21 protein-coding genes are annotated in these 21,323 nt (G+C 36.8%); 5 read left to right on the top strand and 16 right to left on the bottom strand.

Going from position 1 to position 21,323, the window contains the following annotated elements; all coding sequences use genetic code 11:
* The first annotated feature begins 75 nt into the window (after positions 1–75).
* Complete coding sequence (gene rnpA, locus DD829_RS08760) at positions 76–450, top strand: ribonuclease P protein component (protein WP_076391353.1); 375 nt, start codon at positions 76–78, stop codon at positions 448–450.
* Positions 451–576: 126 nt separating this feature from the next.
* Positions 577–1,185 (top strand): DUF4126 domain-containing protein, encoded by a 609-nt coding sequence (locus tag DD829_RS08755; RefSeq protein WP_116547681.1) that lies wholly within the window; start codon positions 577–579, stop codon positions 1,183–1,185.
* 35 nt (positions 1,186–1,220) lie between these two features.
* Here DD829_RS08755 and DD829_RS08750 read toward each other — a convergent pair whose 3' ends face one another.
* The 16 genes from DD829_RS08750 to DD829_RS08675 form a co-directional block, all read right to left on the bottom strand.
* Positions 1,221–1,412 carry a hypothetical protein gene (locus DD829_RS08750; protein WP_076391349.1) on the bottom strand — a complete coding sequence of 64 codons (192 nt, stop codon included), beginning with the start codon at positions 1,410–1,412 and terminating at the stop codon, positions 1,221–1,223.
* Positions 1,413–1,427: 15 nt separating this feature from the next.
* A complete protein-coding gene (locus DD829_RS08745; RefSeq protein WP_108409754.1) occupies positions 1,428–3,773 on the bottom strand; it encodes a hypothetical protein in 2,346 nt (781 codons plus the stop codon).
* 1 nt (position 3,774) lies between these two features.
* Complete coding sequence (locus DD829_RS08740; RefSeq protein ID WP_108409755.1) at positions 3,775–4,326, bottom strand: LptE family protein; 552 nt, start codon at positions 4,324–4,326, stop codon at positions 3,775–3,777.
* Positions 4,316–5,008, bottom strand: a complete 693-nt coding sequence (locus DD829_RS08735) for a hypothetical protein (protein WP_108409753.1) — start codon at positions 5,006–5,008, stop codon at positions 4,316–4,318. Before DD829_RS08735 ends, DD829_RS08740 begins: the two co-directional genes overlap by 11 nt.
* Before the next feature lie 18 nt (positions 5,009–5,026).
* Positions 5,027–6,319 carry a sigma-54 interaction domain-containing protein gene (locus tag DD829_RS08730; RefSeq protein WP_108409752.1) on the bottom strand — a complete coding sequence of 431 codons (1,293 nt, stop codon included), beginning with the start codon at positions 6,317–6,319 and terminating at the stop codon, positions 5,027–5,029.
* Positions 6,320–6,408: 89 nt separating this feature from the next.
* A complete protein-coding gene (locus DD829_RS08725) occupies positions 6,409–6,840 on the bottom strand; it encodes a hypothetical protein (protein ID WP_108409751.1) in 432 nt (143 codons plus the stop codon).
* Positions 6,824–7,930 carry a YhcG family protein gene (locus DD829_RS08720; protein ID WP_108409750.1) on the bottom strand — a complete coding sequence of 369 codons (1,107 nt, stop codon included), beginning with the start codon at positions 7,928–7,930 and terminating at the stop codon, positions 6,824–6,826. Before DD829_RS08720 ends, DD829_RS08725 begins: the two co-directional genes overlap by 17 nt.
* Positions 7,931–8,115: 185 nt before the next feature.
* Positions 8,116–9,552: a tRNA (N6-isopentenyl adenosine(37)-C2)-methylthiotransferase MiaB gene (miaB, locus tag DD829_RS08715; protein WP_108409749.1), complete on the bottom strand. Its 1,437-nt coding sequence runs from the start codon at positions 9,550–9,552 to the stop codon at positions 8,116–8,118.
* A gap of 120 nt (positions 9,553–9,672) precedes the next feature.
* Entirely contained in the window at positions 9,673–10,401 is a 729-nt protein-coding gene (locus tag DD829_RS08710) for a hypothetical protein (protein WP_123906836.1), read from the bottom strand.
* On the bottom strand, positions 10,394–10,810 hold the full coding sequence (locus DD829_RS08705; protein WP_108409747.1) for an energy transducer TonB: 417 nt from the start codon (positions 10,808–10,810) through the stop codon (positions 10,394–10,396). The genes DD829_RS08710 and DD829_RS08705 overlap by 8 nt, the downstream gene beginning before the upstream one ends.
* Before the next feature lie 17 nt (positions 10,811–10,827).
* Positions 10,828–11,316 carry a hypothetical protein gene (locus tag DD829_RS08700; protein WP_087708785.1) on the bottom strand — a complete coding sequence of 163 codons (489 nt, stop codon included), beginning with the start codon at positions 11,314–11,316 and terminating at the stop codon, positions 10,828–10,830.
* An 83-nt stretch (positions 11,317–11,399) separates the two neighbouring features.
* On the bottom strand, positions 11,400–13,133 hold the full coding sequence (locus tag DD829_RS08695) for a thiamine pyrophosphate-dependent enzyme (protein WP_108409746.1): 1,734 nt from the start codon (positions 13,131–13,133) through the stop codon (positions 11,400–11,402).
* A gap of 154 nt (positions 13,134–13,287) precedes the next feature.
* Complete coding sequence (locus DD829_RS08690) at positions 13,288–13,719, bottom strand: hypothetical protein (RefSeq protein WP_108409745.1); 432 nt, start codon at positions 13,717–13,719, stop codon at positions 13,288–13,290.
* Between the two features lie 46 nt (positions 13,720–13,765).
* On the bottom strand, positions 13,766–14,965 hold the full coding sequence (gene lysA / locus DD829_RS08685; RefSeq protein WP_185140312.1) for a diaminopimelate decarboxylase: 1,200 nt from the start codon (positions 14,963–14,965) through the stop codon (positions 13,766–13,768).
* A gap of 256 nt (positions 14,966–15,221) precedes the next feature.
* Positions 15,222–16,445: a PolC-type DNA polymerase III gene (locus DD829_RS08680; RefSeq protein WP_076391325.1), complete on the bottom strand. Its 1,224-nt coding sequence runs from the start codon at positions 16,443–16,445 to the stop codon at positions 15,222–15,224.
* 117 nt (positions 16,446–16,562) lie between these two features.
* Positions 16,563–18,095 (bottom strand): helicase HerA-like domain-containing protein, encoded by a 1,533-nt coding sequence (locus DD829_RS08675; protein WP_108411233.1) that lies wholly within the window; start codon positions 18,093–18,095, stop codon positions 16,563–16,565.
* 134 nt (positions 18,096–18,229) lie between these two features.
* On the opposite strand from DD829_RS08675, the gene DD829_RS08670 reads away from it, so the two are divergent.
* From DD829_RS08670 to DD829_RS08660, 3 genes are all read left to right on the top strand, one after another.
* A complete protein-coding gene (locus DD829_RS08670) occupies positions 18,230–19,282 on the top strand; it encodes a hypothetical protein (protein WP_108411715.1) in 1,053 nt (350 codons plus the stop codon).
* A 119-nt stretch (positions 19,283–19,401) separates the two neighbouring features.
* Positions 19,402–20,811 (top strand): MBL fold metallo-hydrolase, encoded by a 1,410-nt coding sequence (locus DD829_RS08665; protein WP_108411716.1) that lies wholly within the window; start codon positions 19,402–19,404, stop codon positions 20,809–20,811.
* Positions 20,812–20,991: 180 nt separating this feature from the next.
* Positions 20,992–21,291: a thioredoxin family protein gene (locus tag DD829_RS08660; RefSeq protein WP_108411717.1), complete on the top strand. Its 300-nt coding sequence runs from the start codon at positions 20,992–20,994 to the stop codon at positions 21,289–21,291.
* Positions 21,292–21,323 lie beyond the last annotated feature (32 nt).

Genomic DNA, 21,323 nt, shown 5'->3' with positions numbered 1-21,323 from the left:
TTTCGGATATTTTTGCCTGAATTTTTAAAATCTGTGGGAAAAACATCATACAAATCCTATCTTTACAGTCCGTAAATGACAAACTTCAGATATCCCAGAGCCGAAAAACTCAAGAAAAATACCGAGATCTCTTTACTTTTCGAAAAAGGTAAATGGAGAACGAATGGGAATCTGAGAATCATTATTCTTAAAAACAAACCGACAACACCTGTAGAAAGCACGAAATTTGCGGTTTCGGTTTCCAAAAAATATTTTAAAAAAGCGGTTCACAGAAACCGTATCAAAAGACTTTTAAGAGAATGTTACCGTCTGAATAAAGATCTTTTTAAAGAAGCTTTCGGCGATAAAACAATGGCGATGATGTTTTGGGCATCTCCGGAAATGCCCGAAAAATTTCAGGATGTAGAGGCACAGTTTATTAAGCTTTGTCAGGCTCAGAAGAAGTCTTAATCTTTTCTATCGCTTATTTTTCCGTTTATTTTTTAAGTTGAATTTCATTTACAGTATTTTTATCAGAAAATTTCTCAGAATTTATTTTTTTGTACCTTCGGGAAAACAATCAATCTGAAAATTAATATGTTAGACAACGTTCCTTATTTACCCTATCTTCTGAGTGCGTTTATTGGTATCGGACTGGCTGCAGCAAGCGGATTCAGAGTATTTCTTCCGATGTTTGCCGTAAGTCTTGCTTCTTATATGCACTGGATTCCCATGAGCGAAAATTTTGAATGGCTTTCCGGACTTCCCACTTTAATCACAACCGGAATTGCGACCATTGTAGAAATTTTAGCCTATTACATTCCTTTTATAGACCATTTGCTGGACACAATTTCTGTTCCGATGGCGACGATTGCAGGTTCTGTTCTGTTTGCAAGTCAGTTTGCAGATCTGGGAACTTTTCCACAGTGGGCTTTAGCTTTAATTGCGGGAGGCGGAACAGCAGCCACCATCAGTTCTGGATTTGCGGGGCTTCGTGCTGCGTCGACTGCAACTACGGGAGGTTTGGGAAATTCCGTCGTCGGAACCGCAGAAACAGCCGGAGCGGGAATCATGGCTTTTTTAGCGATGGTCGCTCCAATTATTGCAGGAATCTGCGCTATTATAATCGTTATAGGTGTTATCGTGTTCGGACGAAGATTATGGCGGAAATTCAGGAAAAATAAAGAACTTCCTCAACAGACATAAAAGCAAAAGAGCGGAAAATTTTTCCGCTCTTTTATTTATTTTATTTTCCTGTTATAATTTCCAAGAAGAATTCCTAAAGGACCTATTACGGGAAAAAGGATTAACGCCATATAAGGCAGAATTCCAGATTTTGTTCTCAACAGAACAGCAATTGCCGCAATGTATAAGATGATGACCGCAACCGCACCAAAAAGGATATGAAAAGCGTTAATAGACAATAAGCTCATTGTTTCGTTTTTAGCTTATCCTTTGGTTCTGAAATCTTTAATTTCCTGAATTTTACCTTCGTAATATTTTTTCTTTTCAGGGGTTTTCTTGATCAGAATTTCAAATGCTTTTATGGCTTTGGTGTATAATTTCTGTTCAAAATAAAGATTTGCCAGTGTTTCTGTCATCAAATGCGAGATATCGTCTCCTTTTTCTTTCACGACAAAGGTACTTTCTTCTTTTAACTGACTGATTCTCGGATTGTTTTCGATAAAAGTCTCAATCACTTTTGTTTTCAGATCGGGTTTCTCCTCTTTAGGTTTTTCTTCTGTTCTGTCGATTTTCAGCCAGCTCTGCCATGTATTGATGAATCCCGGAACATTGCTGTCGAAGACATTCGGTTTGGTTGTTTTTGCAGGTTTTTCCACAGGAATTTCAACTGTTTTTTCTTCTTTGCTTTCCTGTTTGGGTTCTTCTGTCATTTTTTCTTTTTCTGGTTGAGGAATCGTCCATCCCGATCCGAAAAATGAAACGTTCATTACCGGAACTTCCTCTTTATTTCCTTCTGAATTCTCAGAAACATCTTCATCGGTATTTTGTTCAGTTTTTTCTTCTGAAATTTCAGACACTATGCTTTCTTCGTCGGAATCCGACTCAGTTTCGGCTTCTGCTGTTTGCTCCTTCTCAGCAATCTCTGATTGATGAATTTCTGCTGCTTCATCTGCTTTAAGCTCTTCAGTTTTAGGCTGAGAAACTTCGGGAGATTTACTGATCAGAGAATCCGGAAGATTGGAATCAAAAGACATTGGTTTCCACGCAGACTGAACTTCCGTTTCTTCTTCTTTTCCCGGAATTTCTTCTTTTTCTTTACTGACTTCGGCTTTTGGTTCCTCTGTCTGTTCAGAATTACTTTCTGCTACTGCATTTTCCGTTTTAATTTCTTCCTGAGCTTCCGTTTCAACAGGTTTTACTTCAAAACTTTGGGTTTCGGCAAAACTGATGTCGTGTCCGATATTTTCAGGCTCTTCTTCTTTATGTTCTTCCGCAGCCGCTTTTTCTTTCATCTTTTTCTCCACTTCCTCAATCAGACGGCGCATTTCATCTTCATGTTTATTGAGGTTAAGCTGAGGTACTTCTGCAATTTTATCTTCTGTATTTGCCTGAATTTTCACTTCCGGAAGGAAAGATTCTGTTCCGTGGAAACTTAGTTCAGCATCATTCTGAACAGCCTTTTCTTCTTTCTCTGATGAAATTTCATCTTCATCAATAATCGTTTCAGGCGTAAATTCTGCGGACTCTTCTGAAGAAATTATTTCTGAATTTTCAGACTGGCTGCTTTCATTTTTTGGTTCTTCAACAGATTCATTTGCAGAGACCTGCATTTCCGGAAGAAAAGCTTCTGTTTCATGGAAGCTTAATTCTGACAGGTCTTCAACTTCTCCTTTTTCAGTTTCAGCATTTAGATATCCCTCTTCAACAATGGTTTCTGGGGTAAATTCTGAAATTTCTTCCGCCGGTTTTAAATCTTCGTTTTCAGCTTTATCTGAAATATGATCAGACTGCTCTTCTGTTGATTTATTTTCTTCTTCCTGAATCTGAATCTCGGATACAGTTTCCTCTTTAGAAGATTCCGACTCTGAGTTATCTGAAGTTTCCTCTTGTTCAGCTTCAGAATTTACATTTTCTTCTTCAACTGTAGTTTCAGGAATGGATTCTTCGTATTCTGCTGCAATCGGAAGAGGATTTTCGTTAAATTTTTCTTCTGAAGCGGTCTCTTCTTTTTTCTCAGCTTTCTGGGTTACGATAGAACCGGATTCCAGTGTAGATTCAAGATCAATTGTTTCAAAAGTATCATCTTCAAGGAAATTTTCTTCTCCTTCAAACAGAATTCTGTTTCGTTCTCCGTTTACATACAAATGCTTAATTTCTTCTCTCGGAGGCGGAAGAATACGGGGTTCTTCTTCGGGTTTAACGATTTCCGATACCGGTTCTTCAACAATTTCCGGTTGAGGTTCAATGATAGGATTTTCCTCTCTTTTAAGCGGAAAACCTCCCGCTTTTGCCTGATACAGAATCTTAAGCGGATTTTCTGAAGGAATATTTTTTTCCCTTACCGTTTCCTGTTTTGTTTCAGGTTTTGGTTTCTGCTGAATTTTACCGTTAATCAGCTGATAAAGGATTTTTTTATCTGTGGTATAAGCGGCTGTTGTAGAAAGTACTTTCTGATAATTGTCTTTATCATACAGATGCACCCCATACAAATACAACGCTCTGATATTCTGAATATAGGGAAAAGAATTAATCTCTTCTTTCAGAAGATGGAGATCCTCTGACTGAATGTTTTTCGGGGTCTTTAATAATTCTAAAACTCTATGATTCATCTTACCAATTCGCTACAATATCGTTAAATATCTTGTTTATAATTCTGTCCGTTGCAATTTTCACCTGTGAAGATTCGATCTGAGACTGGGAAAGATTGCTGTTGAACACTGCTTCATCACTGTATGTTCGGTCGAAACTTAACTCCGGATGAAGTTTGTTCTCGTAATGAACTTTTACCGTGATGGTAAGTTTATTCTGGGATTCCTGCACCACTCCTCCTGTACTTTGGTTGGTAACCGTATTGGAACCAATAGTTGTGGGTGTAATGGAATAATCTGTAATCTCACCTTCTACCAGAATGTCCGGATTTTCCTTCGTCCCTTTCAAAGTGGTTCTCTGAAGGAATCTGTTCTGGATATCCGTAGAAAACTGTTGTGACAATGTAGGGTTTACCAAAGGAGCGTTGTTGGGAAATTCATTAATCTGAATTGTTTTTTCATCTTTAAGAGATGATCCCGTAAAACTGTAACACGAGTTCAGCACTGATAAGCACAGTGCCAAAAGCCAAAATTTCGGCTGTCCTATTTTAATATTTTTAATTTTAAAATTCATTTTTAATTCCAATTTCCTGAATTTCATCATAAGTAACTTGTTTTAATGCGTCTTCGTAAGCAAAATAATGAGAGACATATAGAAATGGTGCTGTAAAAATTAAACCAATAAAACAGGCAATAACTCCCAACTGAGATAAAAATCCAATAGCCAGAGAGTATAAAAATATGGATACCAGATTTCCTTTGCTCATTGCAGAAGACATGTTCCAGGCTGTTTTAATATCTGTAACGTTAGCCAAAGATATTAAAGCGGGTATATAAAACGCTTTTAAACTTACTATTAAAATAATAATGAATAAAACAATTACATAAGGAATAAAGAAAAAAAGCACTCCAGAAGCATCTCCGTCGGTATTTGCTAAAATTGGCATTATGATAATCATTGGTATATAAAGCAGTAAAAATCCAGCGACAAAAATCAGCTGAAAGATCAAATAAGGCGTAAAATTATCAAAATTGAAAATATCTCCTGCGCTTACTTGTCTTCCGGCTCTTAAATCACGGCAATATTTATAAAAATTTCCCACTGCCAAAAGTCCGCATAAAGGAATGATTGACATGATCATTGCAAGGAAGAAAGCGCCCAACAAATTTCCAAAATTTGCTTTGTAGAATTCATATCCGTCGCTGATGTAATCTCCTAATTTGAAATTGACCGGTTTTGCATTAATTTTCACCATGATTTAATTTTTAGTTTATTATTCTTCTAAGTTATACTGTTTTATTTTTCTGTATAAAGTTCTTTGGGAAATTCCCAGTTCATCTGCTGCTTTGTTTCTTCTTCCTTTATGCTTTTCCAATGCTTTGATTATCAGGTCTTTTTCATTATTCTGAAGCGATAAAGATTCCGGTCTGTTTTCTTCAATTTCAATATCTTCAATATCTTCGTAGCTGTTGTCCGGCTCTGAAATAATTGTCGGATTCTGAACTACCGGATTATGATTATTATTGTTTTCAAAATACAGTAAAGAACCGGGAGCCACATTCTGCTGTGTTTCAGGAGTATAAATTCTGTTGATTAAATTTTTCTCGTGACTGCTCAGATCGGATGTTCCTCTGTTTTTTATCAATTCCGAAGTTAAGGATTTTAAATCATTAATATCGTTTCTCATGTCAAATAGAATTTTGTACATGATTTCTCTTTCGCTTCCGAAATCGTTCTGCTTTGGCGTATTTGGTGTATTGACAACCATCGGAAGGTGTGATTCCATAGGAATATATTCCGCCAGTTTTTCAACTTCTACGTGTCTGTTTCTTTCCACGACCGTCATTTGTTCTACCAAATTTCTCAACTGACGGATATTTCCGGGGAACGTATAATTTTCGATATAATGTACCGCACTTGGCTCAAGTTCAAGTTCCGGCATTCTGTATTTTTCAGCAAAATCGATGGCAAATTTTCTGAAAAGCAAATGAATATCTCCTTTTCTTTCGCGTAAAGGCGGCATATCGATCTGCACTGTATTCAGACGGTAATAAAGATCTTCACGGAATCTTCCGTCCTGAATTGCCTTCATCATGTTCACATTCGTTGCAGCGACAATTCTTACATTCGTTTTCTGAACCTGTGAAGAACCTACTTTCATAAATTCGCCGCTTTCCAAAACACGAAGTAAACGAACCTGCGTCTGTAAAGGAAGCTCTCCCACCTCATCCAAAAAGATCGTTCCGCCATCGGCAACTTCGAAATATCCTTTTCTGGTTGCTGTAGCTCCTGTAAATGCTCCTTTTTCGTGTCCGAACAATTCGGAATCAATGGTTCCTTCGGGAATTGCTCCACAGTTAACGACAATATAAGGCTGATGTTTCCTTTTGGATTCTGAATGGATAATTTTCGGAATAAATTCTTTCCCCACTCCACTTTCCCCGATAACAAGGACTGAAATGTCGGTTGGTGCGACCTGTATGGCTTTTTCCAAAGCACGGTTTAAAGCCGGAAAGTTTCCGATGATTCCGAAACGATTTTTTATATTTTGAAGCTCGTTGCTCATAAGTAAATTTTTAGATTATTGATTTGAATATGATTTACATTAATTAATTGTAAATCTGCTGTTTAGTTTAAAAATAATTGAGTTTAAATTTAACTTACAGCGTCCAAATAATCTTTATTTCTGACTTTTGAAACTCTGGTTTTAAAATATAAAATTTCAGCGAAGAGCGTTTCTCTGCTGTTCTTTTCAAAATTTTTCAGGAGCTGATCATGTTTTTCTTTTTCAGAAAAATCGGTTCCTGTTTTATCGTGATGAAAATTGTGCTTTTGTTTATGGAAGAAAATTTTACCGATAAGATCAATTGCAGGATGCTTTTGATTGATCGTTATATTCTGTACAGGATTTTCTTTTGTACAGGTTTCCTGCAAATCTTCACAACCCTGATTTAAAATCCGGTTATAAAGCTCATAAAGCTGTTTACAGTCTTCACTTTCGGCTGTTCCGTTGGAAATTTGAGCCGAAATATTGCTGCAGATTATTACCAACAATACACTTAGGCAATATTTATGAAATTTTTCCATTGTCTGAGTTTAAAATGTTAATAAAATCTTGTTTACTTGGCAATATGGTAAAATATTTACTTGCAAAAATCTGTTCGTTATCTTCCGGTAAAGTATATCTTACCAAAGCTTCACTTTTATCCTGACAAAGAATAATGCCTATGGTTTTATTTTCACCTTCAAGGCGTTTTTCTCTATCGTAATAGTTGACGTACATCTGCATTTGCCCAATATCCTGATGTTTGAGTTCGCCGATTTTTAAATCAATTAAGACAAAACATCTCAAAACTCTGTTGTAAAACACCAAATCTATACGGAATTGCTTTTCATCAAAGGTTATTCTGTCCTGTCTTGCAACAAAGGTAAATCCGGTTCCTAATTCCAGAAGAAAATGTTCCAGTTTATCAATTAATTCGGACTCTAATTCGTTTTCAGAATAATGAGGCTTTTCAGACAACCCCAGAAATTCCAAAACATAAGGATCTTTGATGAGGTCTTTGGGCTTTTCTATAATTTGTCCTTTTTCAGCTAGCTGAAGAATCTCTTCTTTATTTTTGCTTAAAGACAGTCTTGCATATAAAGCAGAATCGTACTGCCTCTGTAATTCTCTTAGGCTCCAGTTGTTTTTATAACTTTCAATTTCGTAGAACCTCCTTTCATTAATATCAGTGATTCTCATTAACTTCAAATAATGAGACCATGAAAGGTTGAATTTTATAGAATCTTGCCGGGCTGGTTTTTGATTTGTTATTACTCCTGATTCGTCAGACAGTGTTTGTCCTTTTTCATTATGCTTATCCGAATCTTGCAAAAAGACAGACGGTGTTTGTCCTTTTGAATAGACAATATAAAATTGCCTAATTTGTTTAAGATTTGAAACAGAAAACCCCTTACCAAATCTTTCTGTAAGATGTAATGACAAATCTTTAAGAACAGCCTTACCATATTCTGCTCTGTTTTCCCCATTCTGTTCATCTTCAACAATCATTCTTCCTATTTCATAATAAGTAAGAACGATGGTTTGATTTACAGCTACAGCAACTTTTTTTCTTGCATTATCGAGTAATGAAGAAATATTTTGTAAAAGTTGTGTATTCTGTAAATCTTTCATTTTGAAAGAATATTCTCAATTTTATATTAAACCTACTCACTATTGAGATGCACGCAGCCCGACTTGAGTGGAGCTCTTTTTATCTCTTTAAAAAAAATAAAAAAGCGGGAACGGAAGGCATACATGAGATAAAAGCGAAGGCTTTAATCGAAAGCTACGAACGAAGTTCTAAGCTGCCCAATAAATTACTTTACCGTTTCCCCTAAAAGTGTGCCCTGTGTATTGTCAAAAACAAAAACGTCCACAATGTCACCAATTTTCTGACCTTCCAATTTATCGAAAACGCAAACTGCATTCTGGGAATTTCTTCCTTTCCACTGGTTTTCGTTCTTTTTTGAAGTTCCTTCAATTAAAATCTGGTGAACTCTTCCTACATAAGATTTCATTCTTTTTCTGGACAGTTCTCCCTGTAAGGCAATGACTTCTGCCAAACGTCTCTGTTTAACGTCTGCCGGAATATTGTCCTCCATCTTTTTGTGAGCAGGAGTTCCTGGTCTTTCTGAGTAAGCGAACATATAACCGTAGTCGTATTCCACTTCTCTCATTAAGCTTAATGTATCTTGGTGATCTTCTTCTGTTTCGCTGCAGAAACCGACGATCATATCCTGAGAAAAAGAAACTTCGGGAACGATTTCTTTTGCTTTTTTAATTAAATCTAAATATTCTTCGCGGGTGTGCTGTCTGTTCATGGCTTCCAGCATATTGTTGCTTCCGCTCTGAACCGGAAGGTGAACGTATTTACAGATGTTATGATGTTTTGCCATCATTCTGAATACATCCAGACTCATATCCTGCGGATTGGAAGTAGAGAAACGAATTCTCATTTCAGGAACGGCTTTCGCAACCAGATCAAGCAACTGGGCAAAATTTACGGCTGTAGCTTTCTGCATTTCTGATGCTTTGGCGAAATCTTTTTTAGGACCGCCTCCATACCAAAGGTAAGAATCTACGTTTTGTCCTAATAGGGTAATTTCTTTATACCCGCTTTCCCAAAGGCTTTTGCACTCATCCAGAATAGAGTGCGGATCACGGCTTCTTTCTCGCCCTCTCGTAAAAGGAACGACGCAGAACGTACACATATTATCGCAGCCTCTTGTAATCGTTACAAAAGCTGTAACCCCATTTCCGCCTAAACGAACCGGATTGATATCCGCATACGTTTCTTCTTTTGAAAGAATTACGTTGATCGCATCTCTTCCGTCTTCTGTTTCTTTTAAAAGATTGGGTAAATCTCTATACGCATCGGGACCAACCACAAGATCCACCAACTGTTCTTCTTCTAGGAATTTGGTTTTCAGTCTTTCTGCCATGCAGCCCAAAACACCAACCGTCATGTTCGGTTTTTCTTTCTTCAGGTTTTTGAACTGTGAAAGACGCATTCTTACCGTTTGTTCTGCTTTTTCACGGATGGAACAGGTGTTTAAAAGAATTAAATCTGCTTCTTCCGCTTTTAAAGTGGTATTATACCCCTGTTCATTAAGTATGGATGCAACAATCTCAGAGTCAGAGAAATTCATCTGACAACCGTAGCTCTCCAAGAATAATTTCTTTGAGTTTTCTGCTTTTTCCGCAATGGCAAAAGCTTCTCCCTGTTTTGTTTCGTCTATATATTTTTCCTGCACGATAATCGAATTTGAGGTTTTAGGTTTAAGGTTTAGAGCACATCACTTTGAACTCAAAACATAAAACTTTGAACCAATTGAATTTGCAAAGATACAAAATATTGTGACAGAATGTCAGGATTATCTTTCATAGAAATTTGTAGAAAAAATTATGGGATAAACTATTTTCTCTTTTATTGGGATGTTGGAATATAAAGCTGGTTTCCAGACTTTTTTAAGTCGAGACAAAGTTCTCAGAAAATCGATATTAAATTTTGGATCATAAATCTCAGGATAGATTCTGGGATTTGTAATTTCTCCTTTTTGATTGATATAAAACTCCAGATTAACATTACCATTAATGTGATAGTCTGTGAACAAACTCATAAACTCATCATGAAAATCCTTTCTAAATCTCTCGTACCCTTTTGGATACTGTGCAGAGAAAACATAATTATTCGCGTTATATCCTTCTTTATAATTTTCCATAACATCATTCGGATACAATATGAATTCTGCCAAAGCACCGAATTTTCCTCCTTTTACTTCCGCGGGTTTCCAGTGTTTCAGATTTTTCAGAAGTTCAAGCGACAGATCGTATGCACATCTGTTTTTTGCAATATTTGCAGTGTCGTTATCTTTTACCAGTTTCACAGCCGCATCTTTTGTTACCACAAATCTTGGCTGATAAATTTCCTGATCGCTGCATTTTTTAAAGTTAGCAGCTGCTAAATAATCATGAGCTTCTTTGTAGAAATTTACCATTCCGCCTTCATAAAATTCCTGATTTTTAGGGTATTCATCTAAAACCTGAGCATTCGATACAAAAAAGATGACGATTGCAGAAGAACTCAAAAACTTTTTAATCATGATCATAAGTATTGTTACTGAAATTCACCTTCATAACAAATTTTGAATCGACCGGAACGCCGTTCTTTTTTGCGGGAGTCCATTTTCCTTTTACTTTTTTCGCCGCATATTTCATATCGTCGATAAACATTTCATTGTTTTTGAATTTCGGAAGAACATCGATCTGGCTGATTTTTCCTCTGGAATCAATATTAAACACAAAGGTAACTTTTCCCTGAATGGCATACAGAGCCATATCAATATAGGCATGAACCATATTCATGAATTCTTTCTGAAATGCCTGATCGCCTCCCGGAAATTCTGCTTTCTGATAATTTTCCGCTGTCTGCTGAACCTGAGTTGTATTTTCCTGAGAAAAGCCTTTACCGCCAATAAGCAATAAAGGTAAAATTAAAAGATATTTTTTCATGGTTATTAAAAGTTGTCTTATACATCTGTTGCAATGGAAGACAGATTCATTTTTATTTTGATCTGAGATGTTACAGGCTGTCCGTTGCAGCTTGCAGGAATCCAGTTTTTCTTGATTCTTCTTACGACATATTTCATATCATCAAAAAACACCTGACTGTTTGAAACTTTCGGGCTTCCTTCGATATTGGTGACTTTTCCGTTTTGGTCTACGGTAAGGGTAAATGTGAAATCACCATTCAGAACATAGAAATCTGTATTCAGGTAATCGTACATATATTTTCTCAGCATTTCTTTGTAAGCGGGAATTCCGCCTTCGAAACTTGCCGCCTTAAAATCGTTACAGTTTTTTACGGCTACCTGCAACAGAGGCTCTTTTATATCTATTTTGAGAATATTTTTATTGTTCTCCGTCATAAAATTATCGTCTCTTTCTTCTACATCATTAAATTGGGCAAAAGCAAAATTTGATGCAAAAAACGTAAGAAGTATTAGTATCGTTCTCATAGGATTTTTCATTAAAATTAAATTTACTTAAACAAAGATAATACTTAAACCAATGAGAGAAAAGCATTATCTGATGATGGATATTACAATAGATCTTTAATGTGTTTGTAATTGCTTTTCACAGTGTCGAGCGCTTCTTCCATTTTTCCTCCCAACATAAGCTGAGCCATGGATTTTGTCATTCCTAAAACCTGAGCGGCTTCAATTTTCGGCGGTAAAGCCAGCGCATTCGGATTGGTAAAAATATTTAAAAGATAAGGACCATTATGATCAAGGCATTCTTTAATGGCAGCTTCCACATCTTCAGGTTTATTTACATTTTTTCCGGGATATCCCATTGCTTGGGCAATCATTGCAAAATCCGGATTCACCATATCTGTTTCATTGTCCGGCATTCCCCCGACTTCCATTTCCAGTTTTACCATTCCTAAAGACCGGTTATTGAATACTATAATTTTCACCGGCAGTTTATACTGAAAAATCGTTGCCATATCTCCCAAAAGCATTGATAAGCCTCCGTCGCCGCATAGAGCAATAACCTGTCTTTCAGGATACGCTAAAGAGGCTCCAATCGCCATCGGCATTGCATTCGCCATAGAACCGTGATTAAAAGAACCGAGCATTTTCCGTTCTCCGGTTCCTGTGATGTATCTTGCGCCCCAAACACAACACATTCCTGTATCTACGGTAAAAATTGCATCTTTCTTTGTCAGTTTATCCAAAGTATGGGTAACAAACTCCGGCTGAATGGCATTTTCGGTTCCAGGATCTTTCACATACGTAAGCTGATTTTCTTTAACCTTTTCATAAAACTCAAGCTGCTGTTTAAGGAAATTGGCATCAGTCTTTTCTTTCAATAATGGCAAAAGTGCTTTGATGGTTTCTTTTACATCGCCCGTTAATCCCAATTCCAGTTTTGCTCTTCTTCCCAATCGTTCAGGAGCTTCATCAACTTGTACAATTTTGTTTTTGACGGGCATAAATTTCTCGTAAGGAAAATCTGTCCCCAGAAGAATCAGAAGATCGGCTTCGTGCATGGCATGATAAGCAGAAGGAAGTCCCAGAAGTCCGGTTAATCCGACTTCATTGGGATTATTGGGCTGAATAGACATTTTTCCGCGGAAAGAATATCCCACCGGAGCTTTTAAATATTTTGAAAGTTCCACAACTTCCGAATTGGCATTTTCCGCGCCGATTCCGCAATAGATCGTTACTTTTTTACTGTCGTTGATTAGATCTGCGAGTTCTTTTAACTCTTCATCTGAAGGACGAATAACAGGATTTGTTCTGAAAATTTTATTGGAAGTCACCGCTTCTTCTGCATCCAGCTCCGAAACGTCTCCCGGAAGACCGATTACGGCAACGCCTTTTTTGGAAATTGCATGCTGAATTGCCGTCTGTACCGTTCTCTGAACCTGTTCCGGTCTTGTAATCATTTGGTTGTAATGACTGCAATCATCGAATAACTTAATGGTGTTGGTTTCCTGAAAATAATCCATCCCCATTTCTTCACTTGGAATCGTGGAAGCAATAACCAGCATGGGAACATGAGAACGGTGCGCTTCATAAACCCCATTGATTAAATGAACGTGTCCCGGTCCGCAGCTTCCCGCGCAAACCGCAAAACCATCCAGTTCCGCTTCCGCAGCAGCGGCATAAGCTCCGGCTTCTTCGTGCCTTACGTGAATCCATTCGATGCTGCTTTTTTTAACAGCTATATTTAAATGGTTTAAACTGTCGCCTGTAACGGCATAAATTCTTTTCACTTTGGCGTTTTCGAGCATTTCTACAATTTGCTCTGCAATATTTTTAGCCATATTTTGATGTTTTAGTGTTGATGTTTCAGAACTATTTTGGAATGGACTGATAATGTAGAGATGTAAAGATTATGCCAAGAGCGTAAAATAAATATTAAAAAACAATAAAAAAAGCTCCGCAAAATGCGGAGCTTCCATATATCTTCGAGCCGGATTATTTTGTATTCTGATTTGCAAAAGAGTCTCTTCCCTGAAACGCTAATCTTCCGTCTGAAGGTTTCAAATCTCTTCCGAAACTTAATCCTACGGAAACATTTTTAGGTTGATTTACTGCAAAATGCTTTTTCATCCTTCCTAAATCTCTTTTTACTTCTCTTTCAAATCCTTTATCATAAAGCTCAGGTAAAAGTTTAACGTCGGTAATATCTCCGTTTTCATTTACTTTAAAATTCAACGTAAAATCACCATTTGTCTGAAATGCATTTGCTGTATATCTCAAATTATTGGTAAGATCATATTCAAATTTTTCCTGTCCGCCTTTGTAAACATTTTCTACCTGATTTTTAACCGAAGAAACATTTACATAAGTCTGGGAAAATGAAAAGGCAAAAACCGTTACTGCCAAAACTGAAAATATTTTTTTCATAAATTATTACTATTTGTTCAATAAAATTAAGCCTTTTTATAACAATCTACAATACCTCGATCTGATTTTTCAGAAGGTCTTCAAACTCGTCTCTTTTTCTGATGAGATGTGCTTTTCCGTCTAAAAACAGAACTTCAGCAGGTTTTAATCTTGAATTAAAGTTGGAACTCATCTCAAAACCATAAGCTCCTGCATTGTGGAATGCGAGAATATCGCCTTCTCTTACTTCATTAAGCTTTCTGTCCCATGCAAAAGTGTCTGTTTCGCAGATGTTTCCTACCACGGTATAAATTCTTTCCGCGCCTTTCGGGTTCGATAAATTTTCAATCACATGATACGAATCGTAGAACATCGGACGAATCAGATGGTTGAATCCTGAATTCACCCCGACAAAAACAGTTGCCGTTGTTTGTTTAATCACGTTGGCTTTCACCAGTAAATATCCGCTTTTTCCGACAAGGAATTTACCCGGTTCAAACCATAATTCGAATTTTTTTCCGGTTGATTTTGAAAATTCGGAGATTACTTTTTCCACTTTTTTTCCTAATGTTTTTACGTCGGTTTCTTCTTCCGTGTTCTGATAAGGAATTTTAAATCCGCTTCCCATATCCAGATATTTCAGATTCGGGAAATGTTCGGATAATTCCAGCATGATCTCCAAAGCCTGAAGAAAAACATCCGGATCTTTGATCTCGCTTCCGGTATGCATATGAAGACCTTCCACATTAAGATTGGTAGATTTCATCACTCTTTCGATATGACGAACCTGATGGATGGAAATCCCGAATTTACTGTCGATATGTCCTGTAGAAATTTTATAGTTTCCGCCGGCAAAAATATGCGGGTTGATTCTTACTAAAATAGGGTAAGAGTTTCCGTATTTGTTCCCGAACTGCTCCAGAATAGAAATATTATCGATATTGATGTGCACCCCGAAAGTCATCGCTTCTTCGATCTCGGCAAGATCTACACAATTGGGTGTAAAAAGTATTTTTTCTTTCGTAAAACCTGCTTTTAATCCTAGTTTTACTTCATTGATGGATACACAATCTAATGAAGCTCCCAGATTTTTCACATACTTCAGGATGTTGATATTGGTAAGCGCTTTTGCTGCGTAGAAAAACTTTGTGTGTTTTAGGAAAGAAGAGGTAAGTTTCTCGTATTGTGTTTTAATGGATTCGGCATCGTAAACATACACCGGGGTGCCAAACTCATTGGCAATCTTTAATAATTCTTTTGAATTCATAATTTCTTTTTAGCATAAAAAAGGCAGATTCTTCGAAAAAAGAGTCTGCCATTCATAATTATTTTTTATGCAATACAACTCTTTTATACATTCCAAACCTTAGAGAACTTTACAGTTCCCTTTTTACCGGTTTTATGTTGTTTAAAATTTAGCATTGCTTTCTTTTAATTTTTTACAAAAATACTAATTCTTTTTTATTTTTAAAAACCTGATTTTAAAATGGTTTCTTATTAATCAGATAAATTTCATTTCTCTTCTATTTCGGCAAAGGCAGGGTTTCAAAATCTCCTCTCAGCAAAGCCAACTGCAGCTCATTTACAAGATCTGCAGATTGTGAAAGAAGATCAATCTTTAATTTATTTAGCTTGCCTAAAGTCTGAATCTGCGTGAAAAGCTCATAAAAACCGTAAGAAACCACTTTTCCGTTTTCGACAATCAAAAACAGTTTTTCGCCTAACTTTCTGCCTTGTCCCAGCCAGAGTTCATTTCGTTTTCTGAATTCGATTTTCTTTTTAAAAACCTCTATATCATTATATTCTTCGAACTTTGCGATGAACTGAACAGCTTTCGAGCCTTGTGTAAAAGACCTGAATTTCAAAATCGGTTTTTCCAGTTTATTCAGCTTATTTTTTTCCACCACATATTTTCCGTTTCTACAATACAGACCGAAAGGAAGGATTTCTCTTTTTTTAATTCCTTTTGAATTCAGAATCAGCTTGGCAATAATATCAGTTCCGGTAAGTTCGTAATTGATCTGTTCAACGTCTTTCTGGATGGTTTCCCACTTTTTAGATTTGGAATTGAAAACTTTTTTCGAAAATTTGTTAACATCCTGAACATGATCGGAAAAAATGATCTTTCCCGCTTCATTCTGAAAATACACAAAGCCTTTCTCGTTGGGAAGATCCTGCGTTAATTCCTTGATTTTGTTGATGTAGGTTTTCGCATTGGTTTCATCATGCTGCTTCTGGATGATTTCGTTTTCTGTATCTTTCGAGATTAAAAGCTTGAATAACTCCAATGTTGCTCTTGCATCTCCTTCTGCTCTGTGATGGTTGGTTAAAGGAATTCCTAAAGATTTCACCAGTTTTCCGAGAGAATAGCTTACCTCATCAGGAATCAGTTTTTTAGCTAAAGGAATTGTATCTAAAGTATTGATTTTAAATTCGTAACCCAACCTCTGAAACGACTGGCGAAGCATTCTGTAATCAAAATCGATGTTATGACCTACTAAAGTTGTATTTGCCGTAATTTCAACAATTCTTCGGGCTATTTCGTGGAATTTCGGTGCAGTTTTAACCATTTTCGGGGTAATATTGGTTAATTTCTGCACAAAAGGGGTAATATCACTTTCGGGGTTTACCAATGAAATAAACTGGTCCACAATTTTCTGACCGTCATATCTGTAAACCGCAATATCGATAATGCATTCTTTCCTGTAACCTGCACCATTACTTTCTATGTCTATTATTGAATACATTTAAATTTTTTACAACTTCTTTTTAGATTAACGATTCATTTCCTTTACTTCTGGAAACATAACTTATGCCAATACATCAATAGGAATAAGGCAATTCTGCTAAAATAATAAAAATATTTATCTTCGTCTTCCTCCCAGACCAAGCATTCCCAAGATTGCTTTTGCTCCTTCACGCATCAGTGTGCTGGTAAAGGTTCTTCCCGCCCTGCTCTGTAAAACCTGCTCGAAAATTCCGGGTTCTTCTTTTACAGGCTTTGTCTTCTGGTTAGAACTCTGCGATGCTTCCTGTGCAGCCTGTTCCATTCTGCCCACTAAAATTTCATATGCAGATTCGTTATCCACTACTTTATCATATTTGGCAACTAAAGCTGATCTTTTTGTTAAATCTGAAATTTCCGCATCATTCAGAACGTCCATTCTTGATTCGGGGGAAATTAAATAGGTATGAACCAGCGGTGTAGGAATTCCTTTTTCATCCAGAGCGGTAACAAATGCTTCCCCGATTCCCAGATTCTGGATCAGCGTTGGAGCATCATAAAATTCTGTGATCGGATAATTTTCTACTGCTTTGGAGATTTCCTTTTTATCTTTAGCGGTAAACCCTCGTAATGCGTGCTGAATTTTCAGACCGAGCTGAGAAAGCACCGATTCGGGAACATCACCCGGAATTTGCGTGATAAAATAAATTCCGACTCCTTTTGAACGGATCAGTTTTACCATGGTTTCAATCTGTGAGACCAAAGCTTTTGAAGATTCATCAAAAATTAAATGCGCTTCATCGATAAACAAAACCAGCTTTGGTTTTCCGCTGTCGCCTTCCTCCGGAAAGGTCATGTAAATTTCTGCAAAGAGGGAAAGCATAAATGTTGAAAACAACTGCGGCTTGCTTTGAATGTCTGCAACTCTCAGAATGTTTACCACTCCTTTTCCGTCTCTTGTTTCCAGTAAATCATGAACATCAAAACTCAGTTCTCCAAAGAAACCGGAAGCTCCCTGCTGTTCCAATGCAACAATGGATCTTAAAATTGCGCCCAGAGAAGCAGAAGCTATCGAACCGTAATTAGAGGAAAGTTCAGCTTTTCCCTGTGGATTTTCTGTGACGTACTGAAGAACTTTTTTCAGGTCATTCAGATCAATTAAAGGGAGACCTTTATCATCACAATATTTAAATACAATCGACATGATGCTTTGCTGGGTATCATTCAACTGTAAGATTTTGCTTAATAAAACCGGACCGAATTCTGTAACGGTGGCTCTCAGCTTCACGCCTCTTTCGCCGGAAATGGTCATTAATTCTACAGGAAAAGCCTGCGGATTATACGGAAGCTGCGTTTTGGCATATCTTTCCTGAATGGCAGGATTTTCAGTTCCCGCTTCTGCGATCCCTGAAAAATCTCCTTTAATATCCAAAACCAGAGACGGAATTCCCTGATGCGAAAGCTGCTCTGCGAAAACCTGTAATGTTTTTGTTTTTCCGGTTCCTGTTGCTCCGGCAATTAATCCGTGGCGGTTAATGGTTTTTAACGGAATGGTAACATTAACTTCAGGAACGACTTCGCCATCCAGCATTCCTTTTCCTAATATAATATGATCTCCTTTGGGAGTGTATCTCGCATTTAATTCTTCAATGAATTGTGTTTTGTCTGCCATTTGCTCTTTTTTAACCTATAAATATAAAGTTTTTTGTAAAATATTCTTCAGTATGACTAATAATATCATCATGATCTTTTATCAATAATTTATAAATACTTTTGTTTGTGTTTAATTCTTAAAAAAAACAAGCCATGATAAAATACATACAACTACTTTTCTTGTGCAGTATCACAATTGTTTTCTCACAGAAAAGACAACAGCCTTTAGAGCTGAAAGTAAAAGGAGATTACAAACACGAAGCAACCCAGACTCTGTTTCCTGAACTGTGGTCCGGATTTCAGCGCGAAAGTATTACTTCTTATGATGCAGCCGAAACTAATGTCGGAGTGAGTTATATTCAGAAAACTTCAAAAAAAAATAAAACTGTTCTCACAATTTATATTTATCCCAAAAAGTATATTGACAATCAGCTCCTGAGAGATGAATTTTACAATTACGATTATGCCTTAAACCAGAACTCCAATGATCATGTAGAAATAAAGCCTTTTTTCGGAACTCTTTCCAATGAAAATTTAAAAGTGGGATTTGTGTATGCTTTATTTAACAATGCAATAGGACAACAGGATTTTTTCAACGGTGTAAAATACATTAATAAAAATTCTCTTCTTTCTATTTATGAATGCGGCGGCTGGACTTTCAAAACAAGGGTTTCCAGTGATGATATGACGAAAGATCAATTGAAAGACCTTAAAGACAAAGTTGAAAATTATTTCGGAATCCTTGATTTGGCTTCTATAAAAACTCTTCCCATTCATAAAGTTCCCGATATTATCTTATCGTCTTCCGTAAAAAGAGATTCTATGATGACGAAAGCAATAACTGAAGCGGCACAGGCTAAAATTGTATGGTTATCTAAAAATCTTGAGAAAAAAGAAATCTTAACAGGATTTCATGATATGAAAATAGACTCAGAAATCTATTCTATCGAAAAAATGCTTGAATTTTACAAAACTCATGAGAACGACTGGAAGATGAATCCGGATACAAAAAAGTATTTTGAAGAAATGACAAGAATTGCTGAAAACGGCAGACTGAAAGACCATATCTACGAAAAATATCACGGCTTGATCGATTATCCGGAGGGAGAAGCCAGAAAAGCAGATTATATTCAGTTTAAAATTGATAAAAATATCTCTGAAGATACCAATGAAATTTTCTACAAAATTTTTTACAGATTGCAGTGATGTGGAGACTATATAGATTTATTCTATCAGTATCCATTTTTTATTTTGGTGGTATTTAAAAAAATAAATCCGATTTTTGTATTTCAAATATAAAACATTAAAACGGTTACAATCACATAATGAAAGTCGAACAAATATACACGGGATGTCTGGCTCAGGGTGCGTACTACATCGTATCTGAGAATGAAGCAGCGATTATCGATCCGCTAAGGGAAGTAAAACCTTATCTGGATCGGTTGGAAAAAGACGGTGTAACTTTAAAATATATTTTTGAAACGCATTTCCATGCAGACTTTGTCTCGGGACATTTGGATTTAAGCAAAAAAACAGGAGCGCCTATTGTTTACGGACCTACCGCTCAGCCTGAGTTTGAAGCCATTATTGCAGAAGACAGCCAGATTTTTGAAATCGGAAAAGTAAAAATAAAGGCTCTTCACACTCCCGGTCACACGATGGAAAGCACCACTTACCTTCTGATCGACGAAAACGGAGTTGAAACAGCCATTTTTACAGGAGATACTTTATTTTTAGGAGACGTGGGAAGACCCGATCTTGCCCAGAAAGCAGGAAGTATTACTCAAGAAGACCTTGCAGGAATTTTATATGACAGTCTTCACACGAAAATTATGCCTTTGGATGACAGCATCACGGTTTATCCGGCTCATGGAGCGGGTTCTGCGTGTGGAAAAAATATGCAGAAGGAAACAGTTGATATTCTGGGAAATCAAAAAAGAACAAATTATGCTTTAAATCAGCCAGATAAAGAATCTTTTATCCGCGAAGTTTTAGACGGTTTAACGGCTCCACCGAAATATTTCGGGATGAATGTTGCCATGAACAAAGGCGGTTATGAAAGTCTTGATTCGGTAATGGATAAAGGTTTAACGGCGGTTTCCGTTGAAGATTTCGAAGCATTTGCAGAAGAAACAGGCGCGTTAATTTTAGATACAAGAAGTCCGGGAGAGTTTTATAAAGGATTTGTTCCGAATTCTGTAAATATCGGATTAAAAGGAGATTTTGCACCATGGGTGGGAACTCTGATTGTGGATGTAAAGCATCCTTTACTGCTTATTGTAGATGAAGGCATGGAAGAAGAAGCCATCACAAGACTGAGCCGCGTTGGATTCGACAATGTTCTTGGCTATCTTAAAGGAGGTTTTGAAGCTTGGAAGAACAGCGGAAAAGAAACAGATGAGGTAAAAAGAATTTCTTCTGCAGAATTTGCAGAACTTTATAATGAAAACTCAAAAGTAATTGACGTCCGTAAGATCTCGGAATATTCTGCGGAACATATCGATAATGCTTACAATAAACCTTTGGACGTAATCAGCGACTGGGTTCACACGATTGATGATTCTGAGCATTTTTTCCTTCATTGTGCAGGAGGCTACAGAAGCATGATTGCGGCAAGCATCCTTAACTCTAACGGAATCAGAAACTTTACTGAAATAGAAGGAGGTTTCGGCGCAATTAAGAAAACGGAAAAATTCCCGACTTCGGATTTCGTATGTCAGTCGAAAACAATGTAATATTAAGATTTTTAGAATCATTGCATTCAATATAAATGTCACAGCGCTTTAGTTTATTGACTGAAAAGCATTTAACAGCACAAAGTTTTCGGTAATCCCCGTTTTTTTTAAGTGATTTTAAATGGCAAGCTTTTCAAAAATTTAAACTAAAGTGTTTCTTTTAAAATAAAACCAACAACTATGTCTCAAGCATTTCAGGAAATTATCGATTCGGAAAGACCTGTTCTCATTGACTTTTTTGCAACGTGGTGTCAACCTTGCAAAGTACAGTCGTCTGTTTTAAATGCCGTAAAAGAAAATATAGGAAGTGCAGCAAGAATTATTAAGGTAGATGTGGATCAATATCCCGCTCTTGCCAATCAGTACGGCGTTCGCGGAGTTCCTACACTAGCCATATTTAAACAGGGAGAAATGCTCTGGAAAGAAAGCGGTGTGCATGATGTAAATACATTGACTCAGCTTCTAAAGCAGTATGCATAAAAATAAAGATTAAGGCTAAGATTGAGAAAATT

It is taken from the genome of Chryseobacterium sp. HMWF035 (assembly GCF_003094695.1).
GTDB lineage: Bacteria > Bacteroidota > Bacteroidia > Flavobacteriales > Weeksellaceae > Chryseobacterium > Chryseobacterium gambrini.
This window is presented reverse-complemented; position numbering and strand designations above follow the sequence as displayed.

What these genes read in the sequence shown, in the direction of transcription:
- DD829_RS08725 (WP_108409751.1), bottom strand. Translation starts at nt 6,840, where the DNA reads ATGGAAAAATTTCATAAATATTGCCTAAGTGTATTGTTGGTAATAATC.
- DD829_RS08750 (WP_076391349.1), bottom strand. Translation starts at nt 1,412, where the DNA reads ATGAGCTTATTGTCTATTAACGCTTTTCATATCCTTTTTGGTGCGGTT.
- lysA (WP_185140312.1), bottom strand. Translation starts at nt 14,965, where the DNA reads ATGAATTCAAAAGAATTATTAAAGATTGCCAATGAGTTTGGCACCCCG.
- DD829_RS08660 (WP_108411717.1), top strand. Translation starts at nt 20,992, where the DNA reads ATGTCTCAAGCATTTCAGGAAATTATCGATTCGGAAAGACCTGTTCTC.
- DD829_RS08735 (WP_108409753.1), bottom strand. Translation starts at nt 5,008, where the DNA reads ATGGTGAAAATTAATGCAAAACCGGTCAATTTCAAATTAGGAGATTAC.
- DD829_RS08705 (WP_108409747.1), bottom strand. Translation starts at nt 10,810, where the DNA reads ATGAAAAAATATCTTTTAATTTTACCTTTATTGCTTATTGGCGGTAAA.
- DD829_RS08755 (WP_116547681.1), top strand. Translation starts at nt 577, where the DNA reads ATGTTAGACAACGTTCCTTATTTACCCTATCTTCTGAGTGCGTTTATT.
- DD829_RS08690 (WP_108409745.1), bottom strand. Translation starts at nt 13,719, where the DNA reads ATGAAAAAAATATTTTCAGTTTTGGCAGTAACGGTTTTTGCCTTTTCA.
- DD829_RS08675 (WP_108411233.1), bottom strand. Translation starts at nt 18,095, where the DNA reads ATGGCAGACAAAACACAATTCATTGAAGAATTAAATGCGAGATACACT.
- DD829_RS08730 (WP_108409752.1), bottom strand. Translation starts at nt 6,319, where the DNA reads ATGAGCAACGAGCTTCAAAATATAAAAAATCGTTTCGGAATCATCGGA.
- DD829_RS08745 (WP_108409754.1), bottom strand. Translation starts at nt 3,773, where the DNA reads ATGAATCATAGAGTTTTAGAATTATTAAAGACCCCGAAAAACATTCAG.
- DD829_RS08740 (WP_108409755.1), bottom strand. Translation starts at nt 4,326, where the DNA reads ATGAATTTTAAAATTAAAAATATTAAAATAGGACAGCCGAAATTTTGG.
- DD829_RS08700 (WP_087708785.1), bottom strand. Translation starts at nt 11,316, where the DNA reads ATGAGAACGATACTAATACTTCTTACGTTTTTTGCATCAAATTTTGCT.
- rnpA (WP_076391353.1), top strand. Translation starts at nt 76, where the DNA reads ATGACAAACTTCAGATATCCCAGAGCCGAAAAACTCAAGAAAAATACC.
- DD829_RS08670 (WP_108411715.1), top strand. Translation starts at nt 18,230, where the DNA reads ATGATAAAATACATACAACTACTTTTCTTGTGCAGTATCACAATTGTT.
- DD829_RS08680 (WP_076391325.1), bottom strand. Translation starts at nt 16,445, where the DNA reads ATGTATTCAATAATAGACATAGAAAGTAATGGTGCAGGTTACAGGAAA.
- DD829_RS08695 (WP_108409746.1), bottom strand. Translation starts at nt 13,133, where the DNA reads ATGGCTAAAAATATTGCAGAGCAAATTGTAGAAATGCTCGAAAACGCC.
- DD829_RS08710 (WP_123906836.1), bottom strand. Translation starts at nt 10,401, where the DNA reads ATGATTAAAAAGTTTTTGAGTTCTTCTGCAATCGTCATCTTTTTTGTA.
- DD829_RS08665 (WP_108411716.1), top strand. Translation starts at nt 19,402, where the DNA reads ATGAAAGTCGAACAAATATACACGGGATGTCTGGCTCAGGGTGCGTAC.
- DD829_RS08720 (WP_108409750.1), bottom strand. Translation starts at nt 7,930, where the DNA reads ATGAAAGATTTACAGAATACACAACTTTTACAAAATATTTCTTCATTA.